The following is a 13,219-nucleotide window of genomic DNA, read 5'->3' as shown; positions in this document are numbered from 1 at the left end:
TATAAAAGTAATTAAAGAAGAAGTCCTGAGATGTACGTTGTATTACCTGAAGTTTTGACCGAACATTATTTATCCGGGAGTCTGGAGTTTTCTGGTTGCGTAAATGCCTCACCCTTTGACGGGTAAGGGGACTTACAATACCGGGAACAGGACACCCACCTGCTGAGAGCGGGATCAAAACTAAGGACCCTGAAGCAACGGCACCATTGGGACTTTTTTCTATTTTTAAAAAATCAACCTCCTGACTGCAGAGAAAGCGGCGGGAGGTTTTATTTTTGCTTTATCTAGGTAATTCCTATAAAAATACTTGTTTTTATCGAATAGTATGATATATTTTTTTAGGTGAAAAAATAACTTTAATACGAATATGAGTTTTTTAAATATGAATTATGGATTATGATTTATGAATATGGATTTATGAAATATGAAATTGAATTTGGAGTGAAGATAAATGCTGCATCAATTTTCCCGTAATGAGCTTGCGGTTGGTAAAGAAGGACTAGAAATTATGAAAAACAGCACGGTCGCTGTTTTAGGAGTAGGCGGCGTCGGTTCGTTTGCTGCTGAGGCCTTGGCTCGGTCTGGAGTTGGCCGTTTAATACTAATCGATAAAGATGATGTCGATATCACAAATATTAACCGTCAGCTGATTGCCTTGCTGTCAACGATTGGCAGACCGAAAGTAGAGATTATGCAGGAGAGGATAATGGATATTAATCCCGATTGCGAAGTGATTGCGCTGAAAATGTTTTACACTGAGGAGACGTACGAGGAGATTTTTGGCTACAACTTGGATTTTGTCGTCGACGCCTCTGATACGATTGTTTATAAAATTCATTTGATGAAAGAATGTTTAAAACGAGATATTCCAATTATTTCAAGTATGGGGGCGGCCAATAAAATGGATCCAACCCGTTTTAAGATTGCGGACATCTCCAAAACCCATACCGACCCGATTGCAAAGGTGATTCGCACCAAGCTACGGAAAGAACGAATTCATAAAGGGATTCCAGTTGTCTTTTCTGATGAAAGTCCAATTGTCATTCGCGAAGATATTAAGAAAGAGGTCGGCAATGAAAATGCCGCCATCCGCAAAGCACAAATGCCGCCAGCCTCCAATGCCTTCGTCCCATCCGCTGCAGGTTTGATCATGGCGAGCTATGTAGTGAGGGAATTACTTAAAGACATTAAGATACATCGTATTTCGGATGAGAAATGATTTTGTGTAGGCCGGGCCCTGAACTTTTTTAAGTTTAGGGTTTTTTTAATATGTATTCAGTTTGAGGTAAGAAATTTATAGTACAGCAATCCATGCAAAAATAGTCGACGTTGAAAAGGAAAAGAGCTGCATTACCCGAAAACAGCAAGAAGGAGCTCGTTGGGTAAAAGGGAAAGAGTTGCATTACCAGAAAGAACCAATTGAGAGCTCCTATTTCAGTATGAGAAATTATCCATTGCAAAATTTAATCAATTTCAAAATATCTAGTGTGTCTTTCCCCGACAGCTCTATAATTTACTAATAGAATCCTCCTAATCATCTTCTTGGATTCAATCACCTTACACCATTCATGAATACCACTAGTAGTAATTTTTTTATCAGGAAAAAGAAATTTTAACTCCCCAACACTCCGTAAAACAGCTGTATCTGCCTCTTCCTCGCAGCCGCATTTCTCGCACACCAATTTCTTATCCCCAACCGAAAGCATAAATGAAAAGCATATAGGACAGATGATACCTTTTTTTAGCTTTTCATAGGTATAGATCGGCTTCCAGGCGTAAGGTGATTCGCTAAGATGCATCGCTACTAATTGGTCAGCCAGCTTTTTGTGGCGGTAATTTAACTTTGATGGAATCTGATTTAATTTTTTCATAAGGTGATTGAGCTGTGTTGGGTAAATAATCGGTGCGTCTAAAGGGGCTTGATATAAGGTGAATTCGGGGTTTACAAAAGTCACCAAGCCTTCAACAGGTAAATAAATTCCGAGTTTTTTAAGGAAAGGGCGAAGGAGCGATTTACTGCGTTTTAATTGATCCAAGGGGTTCTTTATTTCCTCTTTGGATAACTTGGAATGGAAACTCTCAGATTCGTAGTAATAATCACCCTCAAAGTTTTTTACCTCAAAAGGGTAAATCAATTCTTGAGCAATAATTAAGGTATCGATTTGAAACACTGAGTTATTAAACTCAAGGCATAAATCGTTTAAAATATACAAATCATTTTGCAGTTTCTCGGTTAATTGGTCAAACATCACTTCTCCTTGATACCCTTTTTCAAGGTTTAAATAACGCTTTTTTTCCTTTGTTGATAAAGTTATACGTGGATTTAAGAATCTAAACTTTATTAATTCCGTTGATTCAGTACGAGGCTTGAAAGACATAATACACTTCCTTGCACATTGATATAAATACATTTTATCGGAAAACTTGTCGTTTTTTTTAAAAATAAATGAATATTTTGTTAACACTCTCCCCAGTCTTAAGACCTAGAAATGATTCCACCCCCGGCCGTTTTTAGAAAAAAGAAGAATAAGGTTATAATAAACTAGGAAATTTTTTCAACAATCAGTTAAACTTAGTTGGGACGCTTTACATAGAGAGGAGAGAGAGTTTGGAAACAATCGTTGAACTAAAAGATGTAACGAAAGTGATTAAGGGAAGAACGATTATTGATAATATCAGCTTCCAAGTGAATAAAGGTGAGGTTTTCGGTTTCTTGGGCCCAAATGGTGCCGGGAAAACGACAACCATTCGGATGATTGTCGGCTTAATGGGGATTACATCGGGAGACATTACCATTGGCGGGTCAAGTATTAAATCCGAGTTTGAAGAGGCAGTAGGCCACATTGGTGCTATCGTTGAGAATCCGGAAATGTATAAATTTTTAAGCGGTTATCAAAACCTCGTCCATTATGCAAGAATGTCAAAAGGGATTACAAAGGAAAAAATCCGCGAAACAGTGGAACTGGTTGGCTTAACAGATAGAATCAACGACAAAGTAAAAACCTATTCACTGGGAATGCGTCAACGCTTAGGCTTAGCACAATGTCTGTTACATGAACCAGATGTTCTTATCCTTGACGAGCCCACAAACGGCCTCGACCCAGCGGGGATCCGGGAAATCCGCGACTATGTCCGCAAGCTGGCACGGGAAAAAAATATGGCCGTAATCGTCTCCAGCCACTTGCTTTCGGAAATGGAAATGATGTGTGATCGGATTGGGATTATTCAAAATGGACGGCTAATTGATGTCCAGCATATGAAGGAATTTGTCAACGGCAGCGAAGTTATGTATGAGCTGGAGGTTACCCCGAGTGAAAAAGCCCTATCGATTTTGCGGGTAAATTATCCAAATGCTAGCGCAACCCTCTCTAGCAATGGAGTGGCCGTTGAGCTTCCGAAAAAGGAAATTCCGAATATCGTAAAAGTTTTTGTTCAAGAAGATATTAAGGTTTTCGGGATAAAAGAAGTGGCAAAAACATTAGAAGATCGCTTCCTTGAAGTGACATCGGAAAAGGGGGCTGCAAACCGTGGTTAATCTAATCAAAAATGAATGGATGAAGATTTTCAAACGCCCTGGAACCTTTGTGATGATTGGGATTCTTATCGTTTCAATTACCCTAGTCGGGATTATTATCAAGGCACAACACAATGATAAAGATTTTGTTCAGGATAGCAATTGGCAGCAAGTTTTACAAGAGGAAAATAATGCGTTAAAACAGCAACTGGCGCAAAGTCGGACAACGATGGAAAAGCAATTTTTCAAAAAAGAAATCGCCATTAATGATTACCGCATTAAGCATGATCTTCCGTCAAGGGAAAAATATACAGTTTGGTCATTTGTAAAAGATTCATCACAGCTGATTATGTTAGCGGGATTATTCATCATTATTATATCGGCCGGAATTGTTGCCAGTGAATTTAACTGGGGAACTATAAAGCTGTTATTGATTCGGCCCATCAATAGGACAAGAATCCTCCTATCGAAATATTTAACGGTGTTATTGTATGCCTTGTTCTTGCTGGCCATTCTGTTCGTCTTCTCAACTACACTCGGCGCCATCCTGTTTGGCACGCCAGAAAAAGCAATTCCGTATTTAAATTATTACAATGGACAAGTTACCGAGCAAAACATAGTTGTCCACTTGTTAATCGATTACGGTTTAAGTTCAATTGCCATGATAATGCTAGTGACAATGGCGTTCATGATTTCGTCTGTATTCCGAAATAGCTCACTTGCCATCGGCTTATCACTGTTTTTATTGTTTACTGGCGCTCAATTTACTGCTTTGTTAGCAATGAAATTTAACTGGGCAAAATACCTTTTGTTTGCCAATACGGATTTAAAGCAATATTTTGAAGGAACACCAATGGTAGAAGGAATGACCCTTCCCTTCTCCATCACCATGCTCCTAATCTACTTTGCTATATTCCAATTCCTAGCCTTCTACGTCTTCAAAAAACGAGACGTGGCAGCGTAGATGATTCCAATAATTAACAAAAGGTGTCAGGCACCATGTGAAATTTTCACATAGTGCCTGACACCTTATTTACTATTTCGACCGTGTTAATTTTGCGTATACGACGGCGAGTGCCTGTTCGAATTTTCCGGTTTTCTTGGGCTGGTAGTATTGTTTGTTTTTTAGTTTGTTTGGCAAGTATTGCTGCGGAACCCAGCCGTTTTCATAATCATGCGGATACTTGTAGCCAATCCCTCGGCCAAGCTCTTTTGCTCCTTTATAATGGGCATCACGCAGATGATCCGGTATTTCTCCGACAATTCCTTTTTGAATATCCTCAAGTGCGGCAGAAATGGCTAAGACGGCCGAATTGGACTTAGGTGAAAGGCATAGTTCAATTACCGCATTGGCCAGCGGTATCCGCGCCTCGGGAAAGCCAATTCTTTCAGCTGTTTCTATTGCAGCAAGCGTACGGGCTCCCGCCTGTGGATTAGCAAGGCCCACATCTTCGTAGGCAATTACAATCAAGCGCCGGCTGATGCTAGGCATATCCCCAGCTTCAATTAATCTTCCTAGGTAATGTAGGGCAGCATTTACGTCGCTGCCGCGTATCGATTTCTGAAAAGCCGACAAGACGTCATAGTGGCCATCCCCGTCTTTATCAGCCACCAAGCTTTTCTTTTGCAGGCATTCCTCGGCTGTTTTCACATCGATATGGATAATATCATCCTTATTTTTATCCGTGGAAAGTACTGCTAGCTCTAGAGCATTTAAGGAGCTCCTGACATCCCCATTGGAGCCTTGGGCAAAATGGAGTAAAGCTTCATCGGATATCTCAACTTTCAATCCCCCAAAACCCCGTTCCTCATCTTCAAGGGCGCGAGTTAAGGTCTGTCTCACTTCAACAGGTGATAACGGCTTTAGTTCAAAAATTTGACAGCGGCTTCGGATTGCAGGATTAATCGCATGATAGGGGTTACTCGTTGTTGCCCCGATTAACACAATCATTCCGTTTTCCAAATAGGGCAGTAAAAAATCCTGCTTCGCTTTATCCAAACGATGGACTTCATCGAGAAGCAGAATGACTTTCCCCGACATTTTCGCCTCAGCGGCGACAATTTCCATATCTTTTTTATTGTTCGTAACGGCGTTAAGCGTCCGAAAGGCATATTTTGTACTGCCGGCAATCGCACTGGCAATCGAGGTTTTGCCAATGCCCGGCGGTCCGTATAAAATCATCGATGTCAGCTGTTTTGCTTTTACCATTCTGGCAATTATTTTTCCGTCACCAACCAAATGTTCCTGGCCTGAGACTTCTTCAATCGTTCTAGGACGCATCCGATAGGCTAAAGGCTTTTGCTGCATATACATCTCTCCAAAAAAATATTCACACCTTAATCTTACCATTTTCACTGCTAAAAGCATATTGGTGAAGAATGTGTTATAATTTCTAATGCCTATCAATTTACTAAGGATTTTTCTTTTTTTTATATAGATTACAAATCGAGGTGCGTATTATGAAAATTTCTACTAAAGGACGTTATGGTCTGACCATCATGATTGAACTTGCTAAAAAACATGGTGAGGGACCTACTTCATTAAAAACGATTGCCCAGGCAAATGATCTATCGGAACATTATTTAGAGCAATTGATTGCTCCGTTACGGAACGCCGGATTGGTCAAAAGTATTAGAGGAGCGTACGGCGGTTATATTCTCACAAATGAACCGTCAAAAATTACCGCAGGAGATGTGATTCGTGTTCTTGAAGGTCCGATCACTCCTGTAGAGGGAATTGAAGACGAAGAACCGGCGAAGCGCGAGCTGTGGATTCGCATCCGCGATGCCATCAAAGATGTCCTCGATAACACGACATTAGAGGATCTAGCCAATCATAGTGATGACAATGAGCATGATGGTTATATGTTTTATATTTGATGTAAAAGATAATTATAGAGAATTATTTTGATTGAAGGTGTAATAATGGAACGAATTTATCTCGATCATGCCGCCACGACTCCAATGCATCCAAGGGTTACTGGAAGAATGCTAGAAGTCATGAATTCAACTTTTGGAAATCCTTCAAGTATCCATTCATATGGCAGAGAGGCGCGTCATCATATTGATTTAGCTCGCGCAGCCCTAGCTCGAAGCATTGGGGCGAAGGAAAGCGAGATTATTTTTACTGGCGGTGGAACCGAGGCCGATAATATGGCTTTATTTGGGGTGGCCGAAAGCTACCAACATAATGGCAGGCATATCATTACAACACAAATTGAACACCATGCCGTGCTTCACGCCTGCAAAAAGCTAGAAAAGATGGGCTTTGAGGTGACGTATCTGCCTGTCGATGAAACTGGGAGAATTTCGTTTTCGGAACTCCAGACTGCCTTAAGGGATGATACTATTCTTGTTTCTGTTATGTATGGAAACAATGAAGTCGGAACGATTCAGCCGATTACGGAAATTGGCCAGCTTTTGAAAAATCATCAAGCCATTTTTCATACAGATGCTGTTCAGGCCTATGGAATGGAAATCATCGATGTCAATGAAAGCTTAATTGATTTATTATCAGTTTCCGCTCATAAAATTAATGGTCCAAAGGGAACAGGATTTCTCTTCTCAAGGTCAACTGTAAAAATGGCTCCTCGTCTATTTGGCGGTGATCAAGAAAGAAAACGGCGCGCTGGAACGGAAAATGTAGCAGCAATTGCTGGATTCCATGAAGCTGTTTTAATTGCAGGTGAAGAACGGGCCGCCAAGCGTGAAAGGTTCATAGGTTTTAAAGAAGTCTTTTTGCAAAAGCTGCGTGAACTAGATGTGGAGTTTGAGATAAACGGATTGCTTGAGTTTTCGCTGCCGCATGTATTAAACTTAAGCTTTCCAGGGACAAGTGTAGAGCCCATGCTCGTTAATCTCGACTTAGCTGGAATTGCTGTTTCGAGTGGCTCGGCTTGCACGGCGGGTTCAATTGAGCCTTCCCATGTCCTTGTTGCCATGTTTGGTAAACAGTCAGAGCGCTTAATCAATTCGATTCGGTTTAGCTTCGGTTTTAATACGACGTCTGAAGAAGTCATCAAGGCGGCTGAAGAAACGGCCAGGATTGTTTCGCGTTTGAAAAAATAAATTCAGTTTGATTTGCGTCAAATGAGAGGTGATACGAAATGGAACAAAAAGATCCAAAAAATACCCGGGTTGTTGTTGGGATGTCAGGCGGAGTGGACTCATCTGTAGCAGCGCTTTTATTAAAGCAGCAAGGCTATGACGTCATCGGTATTTTTATGAAAAACTGGGACGACACCGACGAAACCGGTTTTTGTACCGCTACCGAAGATTATGACGATGTCATTCGCGTTTGCAATCAAATTGGCATTCCATATTATGCGGTTAATTTTGAAAAACAATATTGGGACAAGGTATTTACCTATTTCCTTGATGAATATAAAGCGGGCAGGACGCCTAATCCTGATGTAATGTGCAATAAAGAAATCAAATTCAAGGCGTTTTTGGAGCATGCTGTAAAACTAGGTGCGGACTATTTAGCCACTGGTCATTATGCCCAGGTCGAGTTTCGTGACGGGGAATACAAAATGCTCCGCGGCCTTGACGAAAATAAGGACCAAACCTATTTCTTAAACCAATTGACTCAGGAACAGCTAAGTAAAGTGATGTTCCCAATCGGTAATCTGGAAAAACCACGGGTTCGGGAAATTGCACGCGAAGCGGAGCTTGCAACTGCGACCAAGAAAGATAGTACCGGTATCTGCTTCATCGGGGAAAGAAATTTTAAAGATTTCTTAGGTCAATACCTGCCAGCACAGCCAGGAAATATGGAAACATTTGATGGCGAGGTAAAGGGCAAGCATGAAGGACTAATGTATCATACCATCGGCCAGCGCCACGGTTTAGGAATTGGCGGATCGGGTGAGCCATGGTTTGCGATTGGTAAGGATTTAAAAAGAAATGTCCTTTATGTCGGACAAGGTTTTCACAACGAGAAATTATATTCTGACTCGATTACCGCTGACAGCGTGAGTTGGGTTTCGAATCGGGAAAAACCGACGGAATTTGAATGTACGGCTAAATTCCGCTACCGCCAGGAAGATAATAAAGTAACTGTTCGTCTATTAGAAGGGGCAAAGGTGGAGGTTATTTTCCACGAACCCATTCGGGCGATAACACCGGGACAAGCCGTCGTTTTTTATAATGGCGAAGAATGTCTTGGCGGCGGAACGATTGACGAAGTTTTTAAAAATGGTGAAAAGTTAACGTATGTTGGTTAATAATTAACCCTGATTCCTTATTTGGAGTCAGGTTTTTTTATGGAGAATTTTGAGTTTGGCGAAATTATTGCTTGGTTTGGCGAAATTATTGCTTGGTTTGGCGAAATTATTGCTCGGTTTGGCGAAATTATTGCTCGGTTTGGCGAAATGGATGCGAAGTTGGCGAAATAAATCCAAAGTTTGGCGAAATAAATGCCAAAATCGGCGAAATCCCGGTTTCTTTTGGATTTTCTATGATCTAAAGGAATGTCCAAATCCTCGTCAAGCTTAGAAATTAATTATTGAATGAAATATGGTATACTTTCACTTAGGATTGGAGTTGAAATAATGGATAAAAACCAATTAGGTGTACAATACATGCAAGAAGGTAACTGGGAAGAGGCAGCAAAGGCCTTTAATGAAGCCATTGAAGAAAACCCGAACGATCCAGTTGCTTACATTAACTTCGGCAATGTGCTTTCAGCAGTCGGTGATGATGAAAAAGCGTTAAAATTTTATCAAAAAGCAATTGAACTAGATGAAAATGCTGCGGCTGCTTATTATAGTATCGGTAACTTATTATTTAGTAAGGACCTCTTTAACGAAGCCAAGAATATGTTTGAAACAGCTATGAAAAGAGGGCTCAACACAAGTGACAACTTTTTCATGTTAGGCTTAACACTTGTTCAACTAAATCAGGGACGGTTTGCCCTTCCCTATTTACAAAGAAGTGTCGAACTTAATGAAACTGATGCAGAAGCACGCTTCCAATATGGTTTATGTTTAGCTCAATTAGAACTTATTGATGAATCAATGGTTCAATTTACTAACTGTATCGAGCTGGACCCAACCCATTCAGATGCCTATTATAATTTAGGGGTTTCCTATGCCTTTAAAGAAAATGCACAAAAAGCAATTGAAATGTTTAATAAAGCACTCAACATTCAGCCAGACCATTTACTTGCAGGTCATGCAAAAAAATTGATTGAAAACAACCTTTAATTATTCAAACGCCACCGAAAGGAGGGAGCACAAAATGGAAAAGCAAGACACGCTTGATTTATTTCAAGAGCAGGCAAAGTTCGTCAAAGGGCGGCCGATTGTAACGATTTTTCACAATGAACAAAACCTATATACCGTATTAAGAATCAGGGTCGATGAAACCAATCACAACTATGAAGACAAAGAGGCAGTAGTTACCGGTTATTTTCCGAAAATCCATGAACAGGAGACATATATTTTTTTCGGGGAGTTTAAGGAACATCCAAAGTTTGGAATGCAATTTCATACCAATCATTTTCGAAAGGATATGCCGCAAACAAAACAAGGAGTTGCAGCCTATTTATCGGGTGAAATGTTTAAAGGAATTGGCAAGAAAACAGCCCAAAGTATTGTCGATACCTTAGGTGAGGACGCGATCTCCAAAATTCTTAATCAGCCGTCACTACTGGATTCCATTCCCAAGCTTCCTCCTGAAAAGGCAAAAATGCTTTACGATACACTGATGGAACATCAAGGACTTGAACAGGTAATGGTAGCCTTAAACCAATATGGTTTTGGCCCGCAAATTTCGATGCGGATATACCAAGCGTATAAAGAGGAAACCCTCGGTATCATTCAAAAAAATCCCTACAAGCTTGTTGAGGACATTGAAGGCATCGGTTTTGGACGGGCGGACGAGCTTGGATACCAGCTGGGAATTTTGGGTAATCATCCTGATCGAATTAAAGCAGCTTGTCTTTACATACTTGAAAAAGAAAGCATCCAAACAGGACACGTATTCATGCACGCCGAGGAATTACTTGAACAAGTAAAAGTTCTCCTCGAGGAAAATAAGCGCGATCAGATTGAATACGCAGATATATCGACTGAGGTCATTAAACTTGAACAAGAGGAGAAAATAAAAGGAGAAGAAAAGCGCGTTTATTTGCCATCGTTATTTTTCGCAGAAAAAGGACTTGTAACAAGCATCCAGCGCATACTGCAGCAAACGGAATACAAGGATCAATTTCCTGAATCGGAGTTCCTTCTCGCACTAGGAAGCTTGGAGGAGCGGCTCAAGGTGCAATATGCGCCAACTCAAAAAGAAGCAATTCAAACTGCATTAATGTCGCCAATGCTTATCTTAACAGGGGGCCCAGGAACCGGTAAAACAACGGTCATTAAGGGAATTGTTGAACTTTATGCGGAATTGCACGGAGTCTCCTTAGAGCTGAAGGACTATCAGAAAAAGAATGAACCTTTCCCATTTTTGCTTGCGGCACCAACAGGAAGAGCGGCCAAAAGAATGAGCGAATCGACAGGTCTTCCTGCCGTAACCATCCACCGGCTGCTCGGGTTTAATGGAACGGAAGCGTTTGACCGCGATGATGCAAGCCCGCTAGAGGGGAAAATATTAATTGTCGATGAGACCTCGATGCTTGATATTTGGCTTGCTAATCAATTGTTTAAGGCCTTGCCGGAAAATATCCAAGTCATCCTGGTCGGAGATGAAGATCAGCTTCCGTCTGTTGGTCCTGGTCAGGTTTTAAAAGATTTACTTCAATCTGAGCGGATTCCAACCGTCAGATTAACAGATATTTATCGTCAGGCTGAAGGGTCCTCGATTATTGAACTGGCTCATGATATCAAAAAGGGGTATCTTCCTCCTGATGTTACCGCGAAGCAAGCCGACCGTTCCTTCATCAAATGTTCAACCACCCAGGTGGCTCAAGTAGTTGAAAAAGTGGCCCAAAATGCCAAAAATAAAGGGTATTCGGCAAAGGATATTCAAGTATTGGCACCGATGTACAGAGGTCCTGCCGGGATTGACCGGCTAAATGTCTTACTTCAGGAAATTTTCAATCCGAATCCTGACGGCAAGCGCAAGGAAATTGCCTTTGGCGATGTGAAATACCGTATTGGTGATAAGGTGCTCCAGCTCGTCAACCAGCCGGAAAGCAATGTTTTTAACGGGGATATAGGTGAAATTATCTCGATCATTTACGCAAAAGAAAACACCGAAAAGCAAGATATGATTTATATTTCTTTTGAAGGCAATGAGGTTGAATATACAAAGCAGGACTTAACTCAGATTACACATGCATACTGCTGCTCGGTCCATAAATCACAGGGAAGCGAGTTCCCGATTGTTATTCTCCCGATAACTAGAAGCTATTATCGGATGCTGCGGAGAAATTTAATTTATACGGCGATTACAAGAAGCAAACAATCATTGATTTTATGCGGCGAAGAGGATGCACTGCGAATGGGTGTCGAAAGAGCCGATGAGCTTTCGAGGCAAACGACCCTTTGCCAAAAGCTTCAAGAAACCATTCACGTTAAAAATAAAAATAAATTGGCTGAAGACCAAGAAAAATCAGCAACCAATGGCGACCAAAAACCGGTAAAAGAATTGTCCTACGAAGAAGAATTAATGCAGGTTAATCCACTGGTAGGAATGGAAAACGTTTCACCTTATGATTTTATGGTAAATGACTAAAACTATAAATGTTCACAGGAGGTGGGACACTCTTTGCGGACATTTTCTTTATTGAAAGGGCAGCCTGTATTTGAAACGAGAACCGGTACCAAAATTGGTGAGATAAGTGATCTCTGTATCTCAAGCGGTGGCATGGTAAAAGGCCTCTTGGTAAAAAAAGGCGTTTTCTTCAAACAATCCTTTTTTTTGGACATACAAAAGGTGACTTCCTTCGGCTGGGATGGCGTTATGATTGAGGACCCCGAGCATTTAGAAAAGCTAAAAAATAGACCTGATTATACCTTAAACCATCAACATTCCTTAGACGGGATGATGATGCTCTCTAAGGGTGGGAACACACTTGGTTTGTTAAAAGACGTATATTTTCAAGAAGAAGTGGGCACAATCGTAGGGTACGAAATCACGGATGGCTTCTTTTCGGAAATCACGGAAGGGAAACAAGTCATTCAATCCGGGAAGCCCTTAGCAATCGGAAAGGATGCCATTATCGTAGATGTAAATGAAAACTCGCCGTCTAGCCAGGAATCCCATTAGGGCAAGGCTCGAGGTGCAGTTGAATTTATGCGTATCAGAATTTATTAAGTAAATTCTGCCAAGCTAAATGATACGTGAGGTGTCCTTTCATGTTTAAGTGTCCCAATTGTCAAAGCAAGGATATCGGCAAAATCGGCATTAACCAATATTATTGCTGGAATTGTTTTATTGAGCTCTCGGTTTCTGAAGGTATAATCAACACCCATCAAGTCGAAGAAGACGGGTCACTTAGTTCCTTAGATGATTTGTTTGAAGAAGAAGAGCGTCGTTACACCCTTTAGAATAGAAAAGCGGATGCGCGAGCTTTCGCTGGACAATTAAAATAAGAGGTGAGACGGATGAACAAAATGATGACGACGATGATTGCTTTTGGTGCAGGGCTGGCAGCCTATAATCTTGCTCAGCGAAATAATATGATGTCGCCCCGCAATATGAAAAGAATGCAACGGAAAGTAAAACGAGCAATCTTTTAAATGTACCTGAATC

The 13,219-nt window shown here is 41.0% G+C and carries 14 protein-coding genes and 1 other RNA gene; 13 read left to right on the top strand and 2 right to left on the bottom strand.

Going from position 1 to position 13,219, the window contains the following annotated elements; translation table 11 throughout:
* Positions 1 to 19 precede the first annotated feature (19 nt).
* Together ssrS and BANVL01_RS04435 are read left to right on the top strand one after the other, a co-directional pair.
* Positions 20 to 217: non-coding RNA, 6S RNA (gene ssrS, locus BANVL01_RS04440), on the top strand.
* A gap of 234 nt (positions 218 to 451) precedes the next feature.
* On the top strand, positions 452 to 1,219 hold the full coding sequence (locus tag BANVL01_RS04435; protein ID WP_066090394.1) for a tRNA threonylcarbamoyladenosine dehydratase: 768 nt from the start codon (positions 452 to 454) through the stop codon (positions 1,217 to 1,219).
* Positions 1,220 to 1,463: 244 nt separating this feature from the next.
* On the opposite strand, the gene BANVL01_RS04430 is transcribed toward BANVL01_RS04435, so the two are convergent.
* The gene (locus BANVL01_RS04430; RefSeq protein WP_066090391.1) at positions 1,464 to 2,378 is read right to left on the bottom strand and encodes an NERD domain-containing protein; all 915 of its coding nucleotides are present in this window, start codon (positions 2,376 to 2,378) and stop codon (positions 1,464 to 1,466) included.
* A 230-nt stretch (positions 2,379 to 2,608) separates the two neighbouring features.
* Between BANVL01_RS04430 and BANVL01_RS04425 the strand changes: the two genes are divergently transcribed.
* Entirely contained in the window at positions 2,609 to 3,535 is a 927-nt protein-coding gene (locus BANVL01_RS04425; protein WP_066090388.1) for an ABC transporter ATP-binding protein, read from the top strand.
* Positions 3,528 to 4,478, top strand: coding sequence for an ABC transporter permease (locus tag BANVL01_RS04420; RefSeq protein WP_066090386.1), 951 nt, complete (start codon positions 3,528 to 3,530; stop codon positions 4,476 to 4,478). Before BANVL01_RS04425 ends, BANVL01_RS04420 begins: the two co-directional genes overlap by 8 nt.
* A 72-nt stretch (positions 4,479 to 4,550) precedes the next feature.
* Here BANVL01_RS04420 and BANVL01_RS04415 read toward each other — a convergent pair whose 3' ends face one another.
* A complete protein-coding gene (locus BANVL01_RS04415) occupies positions 4,551 to 5,822 on the bottom strand; it encodes a replication-associated recombination protein A (protein ID WP_066090383.1) in 1,272 nt (423 codons plus the stop codon).
* A 152-nt stretch (positions 5,823 to 5,974) separates the two neighbouring features.
* Here BANVL01_RS04415 and cymR point away from each other — a divergent pair, with 152 nt between their 5' ends.
* The 9 genes from cymR (at position 5,975) to BANVL01_RS26545 (ending at position 13,206) form a co-directional block, all read left to right on the top strand.
* Positions 5,975 to 6,394, top strand: a complete 420-nt coding sequence (gene cymR / locus BANVL01_RS04410; RefSeq protein ID WP_066090381.1) for a cysteine metabolism transcriptional regulator CymR — start codon at positions 5,975 to 5,977, stop codon at positions 6,392 to 6,394.
* A 45-nt stretch (positions 6,395 to 6,439) separates the two neighbouring features.
* A complete protein-coding gene (locus tag BANVL01_RS04405) occupies positions 6,440 to 7,582 on the top strand; it encodes a cysteine desulfurase family protein (protein WP_066090377.1) in 1,143 nt (380 codons plus the stop codon).
* Positions 7,583 to 7,620: 38 nt separating this feature from the next.
* The gene (mnmA, locus tag BANVL01_RS04400) at positions 7,621 to 8,739 is read left to right on the top strand and encodes a tRNA 2-thiouridine(34) synthase MnmA (protein WP_066090374.1); all 1,119 of its coding nucleotides are present in this window, start codon (positions 7,621 to 7,623) and stop codon (positions 8,737 to 8,739) included.
* A 39-nt stretch (positions 8,740 to 8,778) separates the two neighbouring features.
* Positions 8,779 to 8,910: a hypothetical protein gene (locus BANVL01_RS28530; protein WP_268874907.1), complete on the top strand. Its 132-nt coding sequence runs from the start codon at positions 8,779 to 8,781 to the stop codon at positions 8,908 to 8,910.
* 156 nt (positions 8,911 to 9,066) lie between these two features.
* Positions 9,067 to 9,720, top strand: coding sequence for a tetratricopeptide repeat protein (locus BANVL01_RS04395; RefSeq protein ID WP_066090371.1), 654 nt, complete (start codon positions 9,067 to 9,069; stop codon positions 9,718 to 9,720).
* A 34-nt stretch (positions 9,721 to 9,754) separates the two neighbouring features.
* Positions 9,755 to 12,199 (top strand): SF1B family DNA helicase RecD2, encoded by a 2,445-nt coding sequence (gene recD2 / locus BANVL01_RS04390; protein WP_066090370.1) that lies wholly within the window; start codon positions 9,755 to 9,757, stop codon positions 12,197 to 12,199.
* Between the two features lie 33 nt (positions 12,200 to 12,232).
* Positions 12,233 to 12,733 carry a PRC-barrel domain-containing protein gene (locus tag BANVL01_RS04385; protein ID WP_066090367.1) on the top strand — a complete coding sequence of 167 codons (501 nt, stop codon included), beginning with the start codon at positions 12,233 to 12,235 and terminating at the stop codon, positions 12,731 to 12,733.
* 89 nt (positions 12,734 to 12,822) lie between these two features.
* Positions 12,823 to 13,014: a YrzR-like zinc ribbon domain gene (locus BANVL01_RS04380; RefSeq protein ID WP_024029972.1), complete on the top strand. Its 192-nt coding sequence runs from the start codon at positions 12,823 to 12,825 to the stop codon at positions 13,012 to 13,014.
* Between the two features lie 57 nt (positions 13,015 to 13,071).
* On the top strand, positions 13,072 to 13,206 hold the full coding sequence (locus tag BANVL01_RS26545) for a YrzQ family protein (protein WP_082804858.1): 135 nt from the start codon (positions 13,072 to 13,074) through the stop codon (positions 13,204 to 13,206).
* Positions 13,207 to 13,219: the final 13 nt, after the last annotated feature.

Origin of the sequence: Neobacillus novalis NBRC 102450, from assembly GCF_001591805.1 — a bacterium.
GTDB lineage: Bacteria > Bacillota > Bacilli > Bacillales > Cytobacillaceae > Neobacillus > Neobacillus novalis.
The sequence above is the reverse complement of the archived record's forward strand: the minus strand, read 5'-3'. Positions and strand labels throughout refer to the sequence as shown.

Bases quoted from the DNA above. Each gene is read 5' to 3' on its own strand.
- BANVL01_RS04435 (WP_066090394.1), top strand. From the start codon at position 452: ATGCTGCATCAATTTTCCCGTAATGAGCTTGCGGTTGGTAAAGAAGGA.
- BANVL01_RS04430 (WP_066090391.1), bottom strand. From the start codon at position 2,378: ATGTCTTTCAAGCCTCGTACTGAATCAACGGAATTAATAAAGTTTAGA.
- BANVL01_RS04415 (WP_066090383.1), bottom strand. From the start codon at position 5,822: ATGCAGCAAAAGCCTTTAGCCTATCGGATGCGTCCTAGAACGATTGAA.
- cymR (WP_066090381.1), top strand. From the start codon at position 5,975: ATGAAAATTTCTACTAAAGGACGTTATGGTCTGACCATCATGATTGAA.
- BANVL01_RS04405 (WP_066090377.1), top strand. From the start codon at position 6,440: ATGGAACGAATTTATCTCGATCATGCCGCCACGACTCCAATGCATCCA.
- mnmA (WP_066090374.1), top strand. From the start codon at position 7,621: ATGGAACAAAAAGATCCAAAAAATACCCGGGTTGTTGTTGGGATGTCA.
- BANVL01_RS28530 (WP_268874907.1), top strand. From the start codon at position 8,779: ATGGAGAATTTTGAGTTTGGCGAAATTATTGCTTGGTTTGGCGAAATT.
- BANVL01_RS04395 (WP_066090371.1), top strand. From the start codon at position 9,067: ATGGATAAAAACCAATTAGGTGTACAATACATGCAAGAAGGTAACTGG.
- recD2 (WP_066090370.1), top strand. From the start codon at position 9,755: ATGGAAAAGCAAGACACGCTTGATTTATTTCAAGAGCAGGCAAAGTTC.
- BANVL01_RS04380 (WP_024029972.1), top strand. From the start codon at position 12,823: ATGTTTAAGTGTCCCAATTGTCAAAGCAAGGATATCGGCAAAATCGGC.
- BANVL01_RS26545 (WP_082804858.1), top strand. From the start codon at position 13,072: ATGAACAAAATGATGACGACGATGATTGCTTTTGGTGCAGGGCTGGCA.